Genomic DNA, 17,505 nt, shown 5'->3' with positions numbered 1-17,505 from the left:
CGTACTTCATCACATTTAATCAAATTCAATCTTGTTGTGATTACTTTTGAAAACTAGAGTGAGGGCACAACATCCTGGGCATCTGTAATGAATGTTCAGCAACTTCGTCTACTGGAGATCGTTATGGAGATCCTCTACAACATCTTTACCGTCTTTTTTAATCAGGTCATGACCAATGCACCGTTGCTGTTGGGTATTGTGACCTGCCTCGGCTACATCCTGTTGCGTAAAAGTGTCAGCGTCATTATCAAAGGCACGATCAAAACGATTATCGGTTTTATGTTATTGCAGGCAGGGTCGGGCATTCTGACCAGCACGTTTAAACCGGTGGTGGCGAAGATGTCTGAGGTTTACGGTATCAATGGCGCGATCTCCGATACCTATGCCTCCATGATGGCAACCATCGAACGAATGGGTGATGCATACAGTTGGGTAGGGTACGCCGTACTGTTAGCGCTGGCGCTGAACATTTGTTACGTACTGCTACGGCGTATTACCGGCATTCGAACCATCATGCTGACTGGGCACATCATGTTCCAGCAGGCGGGGCTGATTGCTGTCTCTTTCTACATCTTTGGTTACCCGATGTGGACCACCATCATCTGTACCGCGGTGCTGGTGTCGCTCTACTGGGGCATTACCTCCAATATGATGTACAAACCGACGCAGGAAGTAACTGACGGCTGCGGTTTTTCCATCGGTCACCAGCAGCAGTTCGCCTCCTGGATTGCTTACAAAGTCGCGCCGTATCTGGGTAAGAAAGAGGAGAGCGTAGAAGATCTCAAGCTGCCAGGCTGGCTGAATATCTTCCATGACAACATCGTTTCCACCGCGATTGTGATGACCATCTTTTTCGGGGCGATCCTGCTCTCTTTCGGCATAGATGTGGTTCAGGCGATGGCGGGTAAAACCCACTGGACGGTGTATATCCTGCAAACCGGTTTTTCGTTTGCTGTCGCTATCTTCATCATCACCCAGGGCGTACGTATGTTCGTTGCTGAACTTTCAGAAGCGTTCAACGGTATCTCTCAACGTCTGATCCCCGGCGCGGTGTTGGCTATCGACTGCGCAGCGATTTACAGCTTTGCCCCCAACGCGGTGGTTTGGGGCTTTATGTGGGGCACCATCGGCCAACTGATCGCGGTAGGTATTCTGGTTGCCTGCGGCTCTTCCATCCTGATTATCCCAGGCTTTATCCCGATGTTCTTCTCGAACGCCACTATCGGCGTATTTGCTAACCACTTTGGCGGCTGGCGCGCGGCGCTCAAGATTTGCCTGGTGATGGGGATGATCGAAATCTTCGGCTGCGTCTGGGCGGTTAAGCTCACCGGTATGAGCGCCTGGATGGGCATGGCGGACTGGTCAATTCTGGCACCGCCGATGATGCAAGGCTTTGCCTCCATCGGCATCGTGTTTATGGCCGTCATTATTTTGATTGCACTGGCTTATATGTTTTTCGCAGGACGCACGTTGCGCGCTGAGGAAGACGCAGAAAAACAACTGGCAGAACACTCTGCTTAATAAGGAGTTCCGATTATGACCGTACGTATTCTGGCTGTGTGTGGCAATGGGCAGGGCAGTTCCATGATCATGAAAATGAAGGTGGACCAGTTTTTAACCCAGTCAAATATTGACCATACGGTAAACAGCTGCGCCGTGGGTGAATACAAAAGTGAACTGAGCGGTGCGGATATCATCATCGCTTCTACGCATATCGCCGGTGAGATTACCGTTTCTGGCAATAAATATGTCGTCGGCGTACGCAACATGCTGTCTCCTGCCGATTTTGGGCCAAAACTGCTGGAAGTGATCAAAGCGCATTTCCCGCAGGACGTGAAGTAAGGGGCGGCATATGAAATTACGTGACTCGCTGGCAGACAATAATTCCATCCTTTTGCAAGCCGAGGCCAGTACCTGGCAGGAAGCGGTAAAGCTTGGTGTGGATCTGCTGGTTAAGGCCGATGTGGTTGAACCACGCTACTACCAGGCCATCCTTGATGGCGTTGAGCAGTTTGGCCCGTACTTTGTGATTGCACCTGGCCTGGCAATGCCGCACGGCCGTCCGGAGGAAGGAGTTAAGAAAACCGGTTTTGCGCTGGTGACGCTGAAAACGCCGCTGGTGTTTAACCACGAAGATAACGACCCGGTCGATATTCTGATAACGATGGCGGCAGTTGACGCCAACACGCATCAGGAAGTGGGCATCATGCAGATCGTGAATCTCTTTGATGACGAAGCCAATTTCGACCGTTTACGCGCCTGTCGCACCGCGCAGGAAGTGTTGGATTTAATTGATAACGCCACTGCGGCGGCTGTTTAAAAGGATACCAAAATGTCATTACCTATGTTGCAGGTTGCGCTGGATAACCAATCAATGTCTTCCGCGTATGAAACGACGCGTCTGATTGCCGAAGAGGTCGATATCATTGAGGTGGGCACCATTCTTTGCGTGGCAGAGGGTGTGCGCGCCGTTCGCGATCTGAAGGCGCTTTACCCGCATAAAATTGTGCTGGCGGACGCCAAAATTGCCGATGCGGGAAAAATCCTCTCCCGCATGTGTTTCGAAGCCAACGCTGACTGGGTCACCGTCATCTGCTGTGCGGATATCAACACCACCAAGGGGGCACTGGAGGTGGCGAAAGAATTTAACGGTGATGTACAGATTGAACTGACGGGTTACTGGACCTGGGAGCAGGCGCAAGAGTGGCGTGACGCGGGCATTGGGCAAGTTGTGTATCACCGCAGCCGTGATGCGCAGGCAGCAGGTGTGGCGTGGGGAGAGGCGGATATCAGCGCGATCAAACGCCTGTCCGAGATGGGCTTTAAAGTCACCGTCACCGGCGGTCTGGCGTTGGAAGATCTGCCGCTGTTCCAGGGAATTCCGATTCACGTATTTATTGCCGGTCGCAGCATTCGCGATGCCGCCTCTCCGGTGGAAGCGGCCCGTCAGTTCAAACGTTCTATCGCCCAGCTGTGGGGATAAGGAGCGACTATGTTGTCGAAACAGGTCCCGCTCGGTATTTATGAAAAGGCACTCCCCGGCGGGGAGTGCTGGCTGGAGCGCTTGCAGTTGGCGAAGGAACTGGGCTTTGACTTTGTCGAAATGTCGGTTGATGAAACCGACGCTCGCCTGGCGCGTCTTGACTGGAACCGCGAGCAGCGACTGGCGCTGGTGGCCGCTATCGCCGAGACAGGGATACGGGTACCGTCCATGTGCCTGAGCGCTCATCGTCGTTTCCCGCTTGGCAGTGAAGATGATGCGGTACGCGAACAAGGGCTGGAGATCATGCGTAAAGCGATTCAGTTTGCGCAGGATATCGGTATTCGCGTTATTCAACTGGCCGGTTACGACGTCTATTACCAGCAGGCCAATAACGAAACGCGTCGTCGGTTTCGCGATGGGCTGAAAGAAAGCGTAGAGATGGCGAGCCGTGCACAGGTGACGCTGGCGATGGAAATCATGGATTATCCACTGATGAATTCGATCAGTAAGGCGCTGGGATACGCTCACTATCTCAACAATCCGTGGTTCCAGCTGTATCCCGATATCGGCAATTTGTCGGCGTGGGACAACGATGTGCAGATGGAGCTGCAGGCGGGAATGGGCCATATCGTTGCCGTACACGTGAAAGATACCAAACCCGGCGTATTCAAAAATGTGCCGTTTGGTGAAGGGGTTGTCGATTTCGAACGTTGTTTTGCGACGCTCAAACAGAGTGGGTATTGCGGGCCATACCTGATTGAGATGTGGAGTGAAACGTCGGACGATCCGGCTCGTGAAGTGGCGAAGGCGCGCGACTGGGTGAAAGCGCGTATGGCCAGCGCCGGTCTGGTGGAGGCGGTGTAATGCAAAAACTCAAACAGCAGGTTTTTGAGGCTAATATGGATCTGCCGCGCTACGGGCTGGTGACGTTTACCTGGGGTAATGTCAGCGCCATCGACCGCGAACGCGGGATGGTGGTGATTAAGCCCAGCGGCGTCGACTACCAGACAATGACAGTGGACGACATGGTGGTTGTGGATCTGCACGGCAACGTGGTGGAAGGACGCTATCGTCCTTCTTCCGATACCGCCACCCATCTGGCGCTGTATCGTCGCTATTCCTCCCTTGGCGGCGTGGTGCATACCCACTCAACCCACGCGACGGCATGGGCGCAGGCAGGTCTGGCAATTCCTGCACTAGGCACGACGCATGCGGACTACTTCTTTGGTGATATCCCCTGCACCCGGGCGTTAACTGAAGCGGAAGTTCAGGATGAGTATGAGCTGAATACCGGCAGGGTGATTGTTGAAACGCTGGGGGAGGTGGAACCTTTGCATACGCCAGGCGTAGTGGTGTACCAACATGGCCCGTTTGCCTGGGGCAAAGACGCTCATGACGCGGTACATAACGCGGTGGTGATGGAAGAGGTGGCAAAAATGGCATGGATTGCGCGTGGCATTAATCCGGCGCTCAGCGCTATCGACAGTTATCTGATGAATAAGCACTTCATGCGTAAGCACGGCCCAAATGCCTATTACGGGCAGAAGTAGGAATAAACGTTCCGGAGCCAACTCTTCATGGGGATGAGATCGGTCTGGCTTCGGGATTGTTTTGCAAAAAAAGCCCCCAGTGAAGGGGGCAAGTCAAACTGTGGCAATGTTCTCGTTGGTTATTTCTGGTGTTAACGATAAATATCTGCACTGGCGTGCATATTTCCGTTACTACCGGGTTCCCTGGTGAGGATCACGTGGTAGTAGGTTGCGCCTTGCGCATCGGTCTCTTCATTCAGGGCCTGAGTGGCTTCACTTTCAGTGGCGAAGTTATGATTTATGTAAATGACGCCTAAGCTCTGCACATCATCCATGTTCCTGGCCTGATGGTTATCAATTTTGATGGCTGCCGTTGCATTTGCACTGAGCAAAAGCACAGCCAGAAGGGTCAAAACACGGGCTCGCATATGTACCTCCTCGACTGCGGTCTCTGGTTGCCTCTCTCCTGTGAGTGATTAACTTCTGATGTAATTTTAACCGCTACCAGTGCAGTCGATAGCGACCATTTCTGATGCAGTTGTTCAAAAAATTACCGCATAACCATCTTTTCTTTAATTAACAGTCTGCTGGTGTATACCGCTGCGGTGAAAAAATACCTGCCTTTCGCGCATAAGCTCTTACCAAATAGTCAATTTAATCGGGTGAGTACGCCGTTTATAGTGAGCCGGATAATTAATATAACTTTATGATAATAAGGCAAAAACTTATGGATACTTCATTCATGGATTTCAGCTATTTCGTGGTTATGTTTATGGTCGCGCTGGTGGCTGGCTTTATTAACGTGGTGTCGGGTGGTGGTGGATTTCTCTCTATTGGCGCACTCTTAATTTCTGGTTTACCCCCGGCTAATGCGCTGGCAACCAATAAAATTCAGGCTCTGGGTAGCTCGCTGACCTCCGGAATTTACTTTTTACGCCGAGGACATATCAACGTGCAGGAGCACAAGTATGTGTTTTTATCTGCCTTTATCGGTTCTGCGCTGGGAACGACGCTTATCCAGTTCATTGAACCGGAACTGCTGAAGAAACTGCTCCCAATCCTGATTATCGCAGTCGCCATTTACTTTATTTTTGCGCCAAACCTTAGCGAACCGAAAAGAAAGCAGCAGGTATCCCTGTTTCTCTTCTCGTTGATCGGTGGGGGATGTATTGGTTTTTATGATGGCTTTCTCGGGGCTGGGGCAGGTTCCTTTTATACCCTCAGCTATATTCTGCTGTGGGGATACAGTATTGATAAAGCGCAAATCCACTCGAATTTTATTAACCTGGCGTCGAACATCGCCTCGATTTTGTTCTTCATTTTCGGCGGTAAAATGATCTGGTCGCTGGGTTTGGTGATGTTTGCAGGGCAATCCCTTGGCGCACGTCTTGGTGCGACAGTCGTACTGACGCGCGGTAAGAAAGTCATCCGACCCATGATTGTCATTGTCTCCATTTGTATCAGCATCAAAATGCTGCTGGATATGTATTAATGGCAACATGATAAATAATCGTACAAGCACCTTGAGTTTACCTGCTGACCCCAGTATTATGACGCGTCATTTTTCAGCCGACCTTTAACACGTTCCTTGCCTCCATGGGCCTCGGCTGACCCAGACAGGAGGCTGAATAATCCGTAAGGAGCAATTCGATGCGTCATTACGAAATCGTTTTTATGGTCCATCCTGACCAGAGCGAACAGGTTCCGGGTATGATCGAACGCTACACTGCTGCCATCACTGGTGCAGAAGGCACGATCCACCGTCTGGAAGACTGGGGCCGCCGTCAGCTGGCTTACCCGATCAACAAACTGCACAAAGCTCACTACGTTCTGATGAACGTTGAAGCGCCGCAGGAAGTGATCGATGAGCTGGAAACTACCTTCCGCTTCAACGATGCCGTTATCCGCAGCATGGTTATGCGTACTAAACACGCTGTTACCGAAGCATCTCCGATGGTTAAAGCGAAAGACGAGCGTCGTGAACGTCGCGATGATTTCGCTAACGAAACCGCAGATGATGCTGAAGCTGGGGATTCTGAAGAGTAATTTCTGATGACCAACCGTCTGGCGTTGTCCGGCACTGTGTGCAGGGCCCCCCTTCGAAAGGTCAGTCCATCAGGAATTCCTCATTGCCAGTTCGTGCTTGAGCATCGTTCTGTGCAGGAGGAAGCCGGGTTTCACCGGCAGGCGTGGTGCCAAATGCCCGTTATTATTAGCGGACACGAAAACCAGGCCATTACTCACAGTATAACGGTCGGTAGCGCAGTGACCGTTCAGGGGTTCATCTCTTGCCACAAGGCAAAGAACGGCCTGAGCAAAATGGTTCTGCATGCCGAGCAGATTGAATTGATAGATTCTGGAGACTAGCCATATGGCACGTTATTTCCGTCGTCGCAAGTTCTGCCGTTTCACCGCGGAAGGCGTTCAAGAGATCGACTATAAAGATATCGCTACGCTGAAAAACTACATCACCGAAAGCGGTAAGATTGTCCCAAGCCGTATCACCGGTACCCGTGCAAAATACCAGCGTCAGCTGGCTCGCGCTATCAAACGCGCTCGCTACCTGTCCCTGCTGCCGTACACTGATCGTCATCAGTAATCGGTCACGGTCCATTAATACGACTTTGAGAGGATAAGGTAATGCAAGTTATTCTGCTTGATAAAGTAGCAAACCTGGGTAGCCTGGGTGATCAGGTTAACGTTAAAGCGGGCTATGCTCGTAACTTCCTGGTACCACAGGGTAAAGCTGTTCCTGCTACCAAGAAAAACGTTGAATTTTTCGAAGCGCGTCGCGCTGAGCTGGAAGCTAAACTGGCTGACGTTCTGTCCGCTGCTGAAGCTCGTGCTGAGAAAATCAACGCACTGGAAACCGTAACCATCGCGTCTAAAGCTGGCGACGAAGGTAAACTGTTCGGTTCCATCGGTACTCGCGACATCGCTGACGCTGTAACTGCAGCTGGCGTTGAAGTAGCTAAGAGCGAAGTTCGTCTGCCGAACGGCGTTCTGCGTACCACTGGCGAGCACGAAGTGAGCTTCCAGGTTCACAGCGAAGTGTTTGCTAAGCTGACTGTAAACGTAGTTGCAGAATAAGTTTTTATTCTGATGACCGCGTAAAAGCGCCGGCCCTGTGCCGGCGTTTTGCTTTTCTGTTCCCCCGCTTTTCTCTCTGGCTATTTTTTATCCTTTTCGGGATAATCACAAAAATAAAACATTATTTCAAAGTGGTGATGGAATGGAACCAACGCACCAACCTCTGTTTGCGCGTAAAAATATTGTCTACCTGAGCGCGGCGTTCTGCTGCCTGCTGTGGGGGAGCGCCTATCCGGCGATCAAAAGCGGATATGAGATCTTCCAGATTGCCACGGATGACATTCCCTCAAAGATTGTCTTTGCCGGATATCGCTTTCTGTTTGCGGGATTATTGCTGCTACTGCTGGCGGTAGCGCAGCGTAAACCGATTGGCCGGTTAAGCCCGCGTCAGTACGGCCAACTCACGCTGTTGGGGCTAACGCAAACCTCGCTGCAATACATCTTCTTCTACATTGGCCTGGCGTTCACGACGGGAGTGAAAGGGTCCATCATGAATGCGACCGGGACCTTCTTCAGCGTGCTGCTGGCCCATTTTATCTACCATAATGACAAACTGAGCTACAACAAAGCGCTGGGCTGTATTCTCGGCTTTGCTGGGGTGATGGTAGTGAACTTTAGCAGCGGACTGGATTTTAGCTTCAGCCTGTTAGGAGACGGCTCAGTAGTGATGGCGGCCTTTATTCTCTCTGCTGCCACGCTATATGGAAAACGTATTTCTCAGACGGTGGACCCGACGGTAATGACAGGGTACCAGTTGGGCGGTGGCGGTCTGGCGTTGGTTATCGGCGGCTACGCTTTTGGCGGCACGCTAACCGTACACGGTGCGTCTTCGGTGGCGATTCTCGGCTACCTGACGTTACTCTCTTCGGTCGCTTTCGCCTTGTGGAGTATTCTGCTCAAACATAATCGCGTGGGGATGATTGCGCCGTTTAACTTCCTGATCCCAGTTTCGGGAGCAGTGCTGTCGGCAATATTCCTCGGTGAAAACATTCTCGAATGGAAATATGCGGTGGCGCTGGTGCTGGTCTGTTCGGGGATCTGGTGGGTGAACAAGGTGAAACGCTGACGTTTCACCTTGATGCCTGATGGCGCTATCGCTTATCAGGCCTGGAATCGCGGGGGCACAGCGCTTAACGGGCGCGGATAAAACTGCCGTTAGGTTGGCGGGTAAACAGGACCTGCTGGCCATTTCCGGTATCAATGGTTAATCCTGTCACTACGCCATTGGCATTCTGCCTGATCTGCACCATCTGTCCGTCTTTCAGATTGCTCAGCGGTTTTCCGGCGCCTTCAACCTGTGCCATCGCATACACATCGGTTGGCGGGAGGTTATGGTCACGGAATACCTGCGCCAGCGTTTTACCTGAGTCTACGCGGTAGGAGCGCCACTGCTGGTCAATTCCGCTATCCTGTTGGAAAGGTTGTGTCTGCGGCTGAGATTGCTGGACCTGAGGCTGCGCATCAGGTTCGCCTTCCTGGATTGGCTCTGGCGCAACCGGAGCGACCTGGCCGGGATCATTTTGCGGCGGGACAAGCTGTGCCTGCAGCTGAGCCTCGGTCGGTGGCTGCGACTGTGACTGTAAATCCAGCTGGGCAGTACGCGTCACCACAGGGGTATCGCTGGTGTCACTGGAAGGGAGCAGGAAACCTATCACCAACACAATAGCAGCAATAATAATGCCGCGGCGGTGCATAGGCGGTAGCGGGTCCATAATGCGAAAATTGTCCGGTGCATGCCAGATTTTCGCCAGGGTTGGTTTTAATTCAAAGCGCCCGGGCATGGCTTTCCTCCTGCTCCGCGTCTCGTTCCTCGATCATAGAGTATAGATGGCTAACGCTATGATGTTCGTCATATTACCCGCTTTCGTGACGTCAACGCGGGATATTCCTATTGTTTATGTTTCCTCGCGATTTGTCATCTGTTCCCGAGACAAAGTTTTACCGGATGCGGCATGGCTGATATGCTGCCCGCTACTTTACATCCGATGAAAGGAAATATGATGGCTAACCCGACTTTTGACACTATCGAAGCGCAAGCAAGCTACGGCATTGGTTTGCAGGTAGGACAACAGCTGAGCGAATCCGGACTGGAAGGACTGTTGCCTGAAGCGCTGGTAGCGGGTATCGCTGACGCGCTGGAAGGTAAGCACCCGGCAGTGCCGGTTGATGTTGTGCATCGCGCACTGCGTGAAATCCACGAACGTGCTGATGCAGTTCGTCGCGAGCGTTTCCAGGCTATGGCGGCTGATGGCGTCAAATATCTGGAAGAAAACCGTGAGAAAGACGGTGTGAACAGCACTGAATCTGGTTTGCAGTTCCGTGTTCTGACCCAGGGTGAAGGTGCTATTCCGGCACGTACTGACCGCGTTCGCGTGCACTACACCGGTAAGCTGATCGACGGTACCGTGTTTGACAGCTCTGTCGCACGTGGCGAACCGGCTGAATTCCCGGTTAACGGCGTAATCCCAGGCTGGATTGAAGCGCTGACCCTGATGCCGGTAGGTTCCATATGGGAACTGACTATTCCTCAGGAACTGGCTTACGGCGAGCGTGGCGCTGGCGCGTCCATTCCTCCGTTCAGCACGCTGGTGTTCGAAGTTGAGCTGCTTGAGATTCTGTAAGCAGTGACTTCTGTTCCCCCCGAGGCCGGGGGGAGCAAAAAAATAGCGTGAAAAGCTATAGTTACGTCGTTGTCGATATTTTATCTTGCAAATGCCCCATCAGCGTGTATTTTTGTGAGCTGATTCGCGCTATCAGAGTGATATGACACTCACTTTAAACATTAAATTAACATTATATCTAAATCTTAGTATTCATCCCGCCAATTCTTACCTAATATCGATGAGTCCTGATAACAGGATCGTCGTATCATAGACACACTAAAGGCCGTAGAGCCTGAACAACACAGACAGGTACAGGAAGAAAAAACATGGTAGATCAGGTAAAAGTCGACGCCGCTGAAGAGGCGTCGTCTGAACAGTCGCTACGGCGCAATCTCACAAACCGTCATATTCAACTTATTGCTATTGGTGGCGCTATCGGTACTGGCCTGTTTATGGGCTCCGGTAAAACCATCAGTCTCGCCGGACCGTCGATCATCTTTGTGTATATGATCATCGGTTTTATGCTGTTTTTCGTGATGCGCGCAATGGGTGAATTGCTGCTCTCGAATCTGGAGTACAAATCGTTTAGTGATTTTGCCTCTGACCTGCTCGGGCCATGGGCCGGGTATTTTACCGGCTGGACCTACTGGTTCTGCTGGGTTGTTACCGGGATGGCAGACGTGGTCGCGATTACCGCGTATGCGCAATTCTGGTTCCCCGAATTGTCAGACTGGGTCGCCTCGCTGGCGGTGATTGTGCTGCTGCTGAGCCTCAACCTCGCCACCGTAAAAATGTTCGGTGAGATGGAGTTCTGGTTTGCGATGATCAAAATCGTTGCCATCATCGGCCTGATTGTCGTCGGTCTGGTGATGGTGCTGACGCACTTCCAGTCGCCAACCGGCGTTCAGGCATCGTTCACGCACTTGTGGAATGACGGTGGCTGGTTCCCGAAAGGTCTGAGTGGCTTCTTTGCCGGCTTCCAGATAGCCGTGTTTGCGTTTGTGGGTATTGAGCTGGTGGGTACGACCGCAGCGGAAACCAAGGATCCGGAGAAATCTCTGCCGCGCGCCATTAACTCGATTCCAATCCGTATCATCATGTTCTACGTGTTCGCGCTGATCGTGATTATGTCCGTTACGCCGTGGAGCTCGGTAGTGCCAACCAAGAGCCCATTCGTTGAACTGTTTGTGCTGGTTGGTCTGCCTGCTGCGGCGAGCCTGATCAACTTTGTGGTGCTGACTTCAGCTGCCTCTTCTGCAAACAGCGGCGTGTTCTCTACCAGCCGTATGCTGTTCGGTCTGGCGCAGGAAGGCGTTGCGCCTAAAGCGTTTGCCAAGCTGTCTAAACGCGCAGTTCCGGCGAAGGGGTTAACCTTCTCCTGTATCTGTCTGCTGGGCGGTGTGGTGATGCTGTACGTGAACCCGAGCGTGATTGGCGCCTTCACCATGATCACCACTGTATCGGCGATTCTGTTCATGTTCGTCTGGACCATCATTCTTTGCTCGTACCTGGTGTACCGCAAGCAGCGTCCTCACCTGCATGAAAAATCAATCTACAAGATGCCGTTAGGCAAGCTGATGTGCTGGGTATGTATGGCGTTTTTCGTCTTCGTACTGGTACTGCTGACGCTGGAAGATGATACCCGTCAGGCGCTGATCGTCACGCCGCTGTGGTTCATCGCGCTGGGTCTGGGCTGGTTGTTTATCGGTAAGAAACGTATGGCAGGCGTGCGTTAATCGCTAAGACGTGAGATGTAGGCCGGATAAGGCGAAGCCGCATCCGGCACTATGCTGGCGGGATTGCCTGATGCGGCTTCGCCTTATCAGGCCTACGTTCGAGGTCGTTGTAGGCCCGGTAAGCGCTAGCGCCACCGGGCTTTTTTATTCACCTGCGAGGGCACGCGGGAACAACACATTGTTTTCCAGGCTGATGTGTTCCATCAGGTCGTCGATCATCTCGTTAATGCCGTTATACATGGCTTTCCAGGTAGTGCAGGCCTCTGGTGGCGGCGTTACGTTATGGGTGATGTGTTTGATCACTTCCACCAGTTCACCCGCATCGTCATGCTCGCTTTCCATCACGCTGATTGGCCCCATCGCCTGGCTACCCATGCCCTGTTTGATCATCGGGAACAGGATCTGTTCTTCTTTCATCATGTGGCTGGACAGCTCTTCATGCAGCATGGTCAGGTTTTTCGCCAGACCGCGCGGTACGTTCGGTTTGTCTGCGTGAACGCGTTCAACTTTAGTGGCCTGCAGGATCAGCTCCGGCAGCTGTTCGCGGTGTCTGTCGTGATAACGCACGATGATATGGTCGATGATTTCAGCCAGAGCCACGGTACGCCAGTCTTTCTCCAGCGGCTGTTCAGCCAGCTGCGCGAGCTGCGCCTCAATAACGTCTAAATCCAGCTCTTTACGCGCGGCAGCGCGTGCCAGCGTTTGCTTACCGCCGCAGCAGTAATCCATATCGTATTTACGAAACAGGGCCGAAGCGCGAGGAATAGAGAGCGCCAGTTCACCTAAAGGTTGATCGCGATAAGACATTGCCGTTACCTCATTCTCAATAATATAAGGTGCATTTTAAATGCAACTTATGGCGAAGGATATAACCCTTTCGGGGTGGGGTGTTTTGTGATGGGCGTCACGAAAATTTCTTATCTCGTTAAGATGCTGAATCTTATTGGAAAGGAGAAGTACGGCGAAAAAAGCCGCACGACAGGATTAAATAAGCGCACGCCGCTGCCGATAGTTAGACCTCAGACAATACCTGCATAATAAAAGGCTACAGATGTTCAAACGAATCAAAGTGATAACCTTACTTATCACCGTGTTACTCGCGCTGGGCGCAATGCAGCTCATCTCCGCGGGCGTCTTTATTGGCGCACTCAATAACGATAAGCAGAACTTTAACGTGTCTCAACTTTCCAGCCAGAACGTGGCCGAGTTTACCGATGCGTGGATTAGCCTGAACCAGGCTCGCGTCACGCTCAACCGGGGCATGCTGCGTTTACAGGGAACGATGGCCAGCGAGATTAACGGCGGTCAATTAAAGGAGCTGGTGAACACGGCAAATCGCCTGTTGGCCGAATCGAAAGAGCATTACGATAAATACTACGCTCTGCCGGAAACGCCGGGGCTGGATGAGCATCTGGCCGATCGACTGGAAGAGCAGTACGGCATCTATTCTGCGACGCTGGCAAAAATGAACGCGCTGCTGGCTGAAGGAAAGCTGGAAGAGATGTTCAAGCAGAATGCCGAGCAAAAGCAAACGGCCATGCAGGAAGTTTATCGGCAATGGCGTAGCGCGCAAACGGCGCTGGCCACTGCCGGAGTGCAGGACAATGAGAGTGATTACCAGAAGATAATCTGGCTGCTGTCCGCGGTGATGCTGATTGTCGTCACCGTGATTATCGCCAGTTGGCTGGCGATGCAGCGAGTGCTGCTCAAGCCGCTCCACGAGGTGATGGGACATATTCGCCACATTGCCGCAGGCGATTTGACGCACCCCATCAGCGCCGACGGCAGTAATGAAATGGCGCTGCTGGCAAGTAACGTCCGTGACATGCAGCAGGCGCTGGCGAATACGGTCAGCGTGGTGCGTGACGGGGCCGATACCATCTATACCGGTGCGGGTGAAATCGCCGCAGGCAGTAACGATCTCTCTTCACGTACCGAGCAGCAGGCCGCCTCTCTGGAAGAGACCGCAGCCAGCATGGAACAACTTACCGCAACCGTGAGGCAGAACGCAGATAACGCGCGTCAGGCGACCAGCCTGGCAAAAAATGCTTCACAGACGGCGCAAAAAGGCGGAACCGTGGTTGATGGTGTGGTGCGTACGATGGATGAAATCGCCACCAGTTCCAGCAAAATCGCGCAAATTACCAATGTTATCGACGGCATTGCCTTCCAGACCAATATTCTGGCACTGAACGCGGCGGTGGAAGCGGCGCGTGCGGGCGAGCAGGGGCGCGGATTTGCCGTGGTCGCAGGCGAGGTTCGGACGCTGGCGCAGCGTAGCGCTCAGGCGGCGAAGGAGATCAAAGCGCTGATAGATGACTCGGGGAATCGGGTCAATGCCGGTACGGCGCTGGTGCATGAAGCGGGTGAAACGATGGCGGAAATAGTTAGCGCCGTGACCCGCGTGACCGACATCATGGGGGAGATTGCCTCAGCTTCTGATGAACAAAGTCGGGGTATCGATCAGGTAGGCCAGGCGGTTGCCGAAATGGATCGCGTCACGCAGCAAAACGCCTCGCTGGTAGAAGAATCCGCTTCCGCCGCTGCTGCGCTTGAAGAGCAGGCCGCGCGGTTGAACCAGACGGTAGCGGTGTTTAAAGTGTCGCGCCGGATGGCGGCGTAAACGCCTTATCCGGCCTACATGAGATCGTACAGTCCTTGTAGGCCGGATAAGCAGTGCCATCCGGCACATTATGATTGTGAAACCACCACGACGCTCGGTTTCTGCGGCTTGGCTCTGACTGCTATCACCACCCCAACCATCAGTAGCGCAATACCGCTAACCGTCAGCAGAGGTGGAAATTCCTGACGCAGAATAAAGGTGTACAACAAACCGGCCAGCGTTTCGAAGACAATCAGCGGGCCGAGGATCACCGTCGGTAATTTTTGGCTGGCGACGTTCCAGCACAGTGCGCCAACCCACGAACACAATACCGCAATGGCTATCATCAGACCGATAAACACGCCCGGACGCGGACCGAAGGGCAGAGCGAAGTCCGGTGTTTGCCCGTTCAGCCACAGGCAGGCGGCAATGTAACCGAGCAGAGAAACGGGCAACGTTACCAGAGCCTGGGCCGTCGCCCACATCATCGGGTGCTTATCCGGATTCTCGCGCAGCCAGCGGGCATTACGCAGCGCATACCATGCCCAACACACCACCGAGACAAGCGCCAGCGCGATGCCGGAACCATAACGCCAGCCACTAAAGTCTGGTAACCCCTGATTCAGCTCCGAGATATTCACGCACAGCAGTCCTATACCAATCAATACCAGCGCAGGCGACAGACGCCACCATGATAATTTGCCGTCACGCTGGCTGTAGAGTAGGTTAGCGAAGACCGGGATCACCACCGGCAATGTACCAATAATCATCGTGGAGACCGGTGCGCCGGTGCGCTGGATGGCGCTTGCCAGGCAAACGTAATAAATCAGATTCCCCATCATTGTTAGCGTCAGCGCAGTTACCCAGTCTTTCCGCACGAGTTGACGCAGGCGCGCACGTCCCAGCCAGGCAATCGGCAATGCGATCAGCCCCAGCGCCAGATAACGCCCCATCGACTGCAATACCGCCGGGTATTCCGGTACGATCAGCGGTCCAACAAAAATTAATCCCCACATCAGCCCGGCCAACAGGGCATACAACACACCGCTAATCATTTTGGACATCCACATCGTTTAACAATACGTCGAGTGTAGGCAGGAAAAATGCTGCCGTATTGTATGAGATTGCTGATCAACGCCGGACGACTTGTTTCTGATAACGCACCGGCGTAATGCCGTAGCGATGGGTAAACGCGCGGGTGAGATGCGACTGGTCGGTGAGGCCGGTTGCGGCGGCGACCTCTGCGGCGGGCATACCGTAAGTGAGAAAACCTTTGGCTCGCCACAACCGGATCGCCATCAGCATCTGGTGCGGCGTGACGTGGAAATGAGACTTAAACTGGCGCTGAAAATGCCAGGGACTCAGCGATGCAACCCGCGCCAGCTCGTCGAGCGTGACCGGATGCATATAATTATCATGCAGATACTCGCGTACCCGTTCAAAGCGATGCGCCCCCTCCGGCAATACCGGCGCATGGCGGGCCAGCGGCTGGAACGTGTCGATCAGATCGAGTAGAAGGCCTTTTTGCGCCAGCGGATCTTCAGTGTTCCACAGGCCGTGGATCAGCGAGCAGATCTGGCGCGAGCGCAGCGGATCGTGACGCGTTACGTCATGAAACCACCAGTGGCGGATCCCGGTGACCTCTTCCAGAAGGTCGGGTTCAAGATAAATCATCCGATAGCGCCAGCCGTCGGCGGTTTCGGCTTCGCCGGTATGCAGCTCATCGGGATTCATGGTGACGACAGAATGGGCGGGAGCCACGTACTGCGTGCCGCGATAGCGAAAACGTTCGGCTCCGGCTTCTATCGCGCCAATGCCAAACGCTTCATGGGTATGTGGTTCAAAGGCGTAACGTGAGATGTGCGCATGATACAACTCAACGCCCGGCACCTGCGCCAGATGGCGAAAGCGGGCGCTGTCTTTCTCATCAATAAACTGCTCAGGTACACCTTGCACGTTTTCTCTCCCCACGCATCATCCTGTCATTATCAGAGAGGATGCGCGGGGATGCCACCACAATTAACTAATTTTTAACACTTACACGATGCCTTTGACGCTGTCAGCCAACGAGGTGGTCGGGCGACCAATCAGTTTGCTCAGCGTATGGCTGTCGTCGAACAGACCACCTTTGGAGGCGCCAGTGTCTGAGTCAGCCAGCATGTCCGCCAGCCCTGCAGGCAGGCCCACACTTTTTAGCGCGGCGGCAAAATCTGCTTCGCTCAGGTTCTGATACACCACTTTTTTACCACTCTGTTTTGCCAGCTCGGCAGCCAACTGGCTCAGGGTCCAGCCTGCGTCGCCCGCCAGTTCATAAGTTTTACCGGCGTGACCGTCTTCACTGATGACGCGCGCGGCGGCAGCGGCATAGTCGGCGCGGGTCGCTGAGGCAATTTTGCCTTCACCTGCAGCCCCGATAAACACGCCGTGTTCCAGTGCAGCCGGTGCGCTGGCGAGATAGTTTTCGGTGTACCAGCCGTTACGCAGCAGCGCGTAGCCGATACCGGATTCAGCCAGCATCTTCTCGGTTGCCACATGCTCATCAGCCAGCCCCAGCGGGGAGGTGTCGGCGTGCAGCAGGCTGGTGTAGGCGATGAATTTCACGTGCGCGGCTTTCGCTGCGTTGATCACGTTACGATGCTGCGGGGCGCGTTGTCCCACTTCGCTGGAGGAGATTAGCAGTAGCTTGTCGATGCCCTGTAAGGCAGCCGTCAAGGCGGCTTCATCGCTGTAATCCGCCTGACGAACGGTAATGCCCTGCTGGCTAAGCGCCGTCGCTTTAGCGGGATTACGCACAATTGCCGCAATCTGGCTGGCAGGAACGGTTTTCAGCAGAGATTCAATAACGTGTTGGCCCAGTTGGCCGGTGGCGCCGGTAATTGCGATCATGGAGTGACTCCTTGGTATTGTGTTTAATCACGCTAACACCTAAACTCACTTTTAGTAAGTACGCACAAAAAGGTTA

The 17,505-nt window shown here is 53.4% G+C and carries 21 protein-coding genes; 15 read left to right on the top strand and 6 right to left on the bottom strand.

The features are described from left to right. The first annotated feature begins 123 nt into the window (after positions 1 to 123). The 6 genes from ulaA to OGX83_RS03385 are packed head-to-tail and all read left to right on the top strand — an operon-like array spanning position 124 to position 4,533. Positions 124 to 1,521, top strand: a complete 1,398-nt coding sequence (gene ulaA, locus OGX83_RS03410; RefSeq protein ID WP_003830456.1) for a PTS ascorbate transporter subunit IIC — start codon at positions 124 to 126, stop codon at positions 1,519 to 1,521. 15 nt (positions 1,522 to 1,536) lie between these two features. Further along, complete coding sequence (gene ulaB / locus OGX83_RS03405) at positions 1,537 to 1,842, top strand: PTS ascorbate transporter subunit IIB (RefSeq protein WP_003025655.1); 306 nt, start codon at positions 1,537 to 1,539, stop codon at positions 1,840 to 1,842. A 10-nt stretch (positions 1,843 to 1,852) separates the two neighbouring features. Continuing rightward, positions 1,853 to 2,320: a PTS ascorbate transporter subunit IIA gene (ulaC, locus tag OGX83_RS03400; protein ID WP_006686330.1), complete on the top strand. Its 468-nt coding sequence runs from the start codon at positions 1,853 to 1,855 to the stop codon at positions 2,318 to 2,320. Positions 2,321 to 2,332: 12 nt separating this feature from the next. Continuing rightward, complete coding sequence (ulaD, locus tag OGX83_RS03395; RefSeq protein ID WP_003025660.1) at positions 2,333 to 2,983, top strand: 3-keto-L-gulonate-6-phosphate decarboxylase UlaD; 651 nt, start codon at positions 2,333 to 2,335, stop codon at positions 2,981 to 2,983. 9 nt (positions 2,984 to 2,992) lie between these two features. Continuing rightward, positions 2,993 to 3,847 carry an L-ribulose-5-phosphate 3-epimerase gene (locus OGX83_RS03390; RefSeq protein ID WP_008786014.1) on the top strand — a complete coding sequence of 285 codons (855 nt, stop codon included), beginning with the start codon at positions 2,993 to 2,995 and terminating at the stop codon, positions 3,845 to 3,847. Then, positions 3,847 to 4,533 (top strand): L-ribulose-5-phosphate 4-epimerase, encoded by a 687-nt coding sequence (locus OGX83_RS03385; protein ID WP_020996261.1) that lies wholly within the window; start codon positions 3,847 to 3,849, stop codon positions 4,531 to 4,533. The genes OGX83_RS03390 and OGX83_RS03385 overlap by 1 nt, the downstream gene beginning before the upstream one ends. A gap of 131 nt (positions 4,534 to 4,664) precedes the next feature. Here the strand turns inward: OGX83_RS03385 and yjfY are convergent, their stop codons facing one another. Further along, the gene (yjfY, locus tag OGX83_RS03380) at positions 4,665 to 4,940 is read right to left on the bottom strand and encodes a DUF1471 family protein YjfY (RefSeq protein ID WP_003025668.1); all 276 of its coding nucleotides are present in this window, start codon (positions 4,938 to 4,940) and stop codon (positions 4,665 to 4,667) included. Positions 4,941 to 5,239: 299 nt separating this feature from the next. On the opposite strand from yjfY, the gene OGX83_RS03375 reads away from it, so the two are divergent. From OGX83_RS03375 to OGX83_RS03345, 6 genes are all read left to right on the top strand, one after another. Further along, the gene (locus OGX83_RS03375; RefSeq protein WP_003830447.1) at positions 5,240 to 6,004 is read left to right on the top strand and encodes a TSUP family transporter; all 765 of its coding nucleotides are present in this window, start codon (positions 5,240 to 5,242) and stop codon (positions 6,002 to 6,004) included. A 158-nt stretch (positions 6,005 to 6,162) separates the two neighbouring features. Further along, positions 6,163 to 6,558, top strand: a complete 396-nt coding sequence (gene rpsF, locus OGX83_RS03365; protein WP_003025672.1) for a 30S ribosomal protein S6 — start codon at positions 6,163 to 6,165, stop codon at positions 6,556 to 6,558. Positions 6,559 to 6,564: 6 nt separating this feature from the next. After that, positions 6,565 to 6,879, top strand: a complete 315-nt coding sequence (priB, locus tag OGX83_RS03360; RefSeq protein ID WP_003025674.1) for a primosomal replication protein N — start codon at positions 6,565 to 6,567, stop codon at positions 6,877 to 6,879. Positions 6,880 to 6,883: 4 nt separating this feature from the next. Next, positions 6,884 to 7,111, top strand: coding sequence for a 30S ribosomal protein S18 (gene rpsR / locus OGX83_RS03355; protein ID WP_000135199.1), 228 nt, complete (start codon positions 6,884 to 6,886; stop codon positions 7,109 to 7,111). A 41-nt stretch (positions 7,112 to 7,152) separates the two neighbouring features. After that, complete coding sequence (gene rplI, locus OGX83_RS03350; protein ID WP_003025676.1) at positions 7,153 to 7,602, top strand: 50S ribosomal protein L9; 450 nt, start codon at positions 7,153 to 7,155, stop codon at positions 7,600 to 7,602. 142 nt (positions 7,603 to 7,744) lie between these two features. Continuing rightward, entirely contained in the window at positions 7,745 to 8,668 is a 924-nt protein-coding gene (locus OGX83_RS03345; RefSeq protein ID WP_286587364.1) for a DMT family transporter, read from the top strand. 64 nt (positions 8,669 to 8,732) lie between these two features. On the opposite strand, the gene OGX83_RS03340 is transcribed toward OGX83_RS03345, so the two are convergent. Beyond that, complete coding sequence (locus tag OGX83_RS03340) at positions 8,733 to 9,383, bottom strand: LysM-like peptidoglycan-binding domain-containing protein (protein ID WP_008786018.1); 651 nt, start codon at positions 9,381 to 9,383, stop codon at positions 8,733 to 8,735. A 219-nt stretch (positions 9,384 to 9,602) separates the two neighbouring features. Here OGX83_RS03340 and bamJ point away from each other — a divergent pair, with 219 nt between their 5' ends. Both bamJ and cycA read left to right on the top strand, forming a co-directional pair. Continuing rightward, positions 9,603 to 10,223, top strand: a complete 621-nt coding sequence (bamJ, locus tag OGX83_RS03335; RefSeq protein WP_286587388.1) for a BamJ family beta-barrel-assembly machinery protein — start codon at positions 9,603 to 9,605, stop codon at positions 10,221 to 10,223. A gap of 308 nt (positions 10,224 to 10,531) precedes the next feature. Beyond that, positions 10,532 to 11,941: a D-serine/D-alanine/glycine transporter gene (cycA, locus tag OGX83_RS03330; RefSeq protein ID WP_103768627.1), complete on the top strand. Its 1,410-nt coding sequence runs from the start codon at positions 10,532 to 10,534 to the stop codon at positions 11,939 to 11,941. A 144-nt stretch (positions 11,942 to 12,085) separates the two neighbouring features. Here cycA and ytfE read toward each other — a convergent pair whose 3' ends face one another. After that, positions 12,086 to 12,748 (bottom strand): iron-sulfur cluster repair protein YtfE, encoded by a 663-nt coding sequence (gene ytfE / locus OGX83_RS03325; protein ID WP_003025690.1) that lies wholly within the window; start codon positions 12,746 to 12,748, stop codon positions 12,086 to 12,088. A gap of 244 nt (positions 12,749 to 12,992) precedes the next feature. On the opposite strand from ytfE, the gene OGX83_RS03320 reads away from it, so the two are divergent. Further along, a complete protein-coding gene (locus OGX83_RS03320) occupies positions 12,993 to 14,564 on the top strand; it encodes a methyl-accepting chemotaxis protein (protein WP_286587358.1) in 1,572 nt (523 codons plus the stop codon). A 68-nt stretch (positions 14,565 to 14,632) separates the two neighbouring features. Here OGX83_RS03320 and OGX83_RS03315 read toward each other — a convergent pair whose 3' ends face one another. The 3 genes from OGX83_RS03315 to OGX83_RS03305 form a co-directional block, all read right to left on the bottom strand. Further along, complete coding sequence (locus OGX83_RS03315; RefSeq protein WP_048236274.1) at positions 14,633 to 15,598, bottom strand: DMT family transporter; 966 nt, start codon at positions 15,596 to 15,598, stop codon at positions 14,633 to 14,635. Between the two features lie 76 nt (positions 15,599 to 15,674). After that, entirely contained in the window at positions 15,675 to 16,499 is an 825-nt protein-coding gene (locus OGX83_RS03310) for an AraC family transcriptional regulator (RefSeq protein WP_032944272.1), read from the bottom strand. Positions 16,500 to 16,580: 81 nt separating this feature from the next. Further along, complete coding sequence (locus OGX83_RS03305) at positions 16,581 to 17,429, bottom strand: SDR family oxidoreductase (protein ID WP_286587356.1); 849 nt, start codon at positions 17,427 to 17,429, stop codon at positions 16,581 to 16,583. Between the last annotated feature and the right edge of the window lie 76 nt (positions 17,430 to 17,505).

The organism is Citrobacter sp. Cpo074, from assembly GCF_030332745.1.
GTDB classification, from domain to species: Bacteria; Pseudomonadota; Gammaproteobacteria; order Enterobacterales; family Enterobacteriaceae; genus Citrobacter; species Citrobacter portucalensis.
This window is presented reverse-complemented; position numbering and strand designations above follow the sequence as displayed.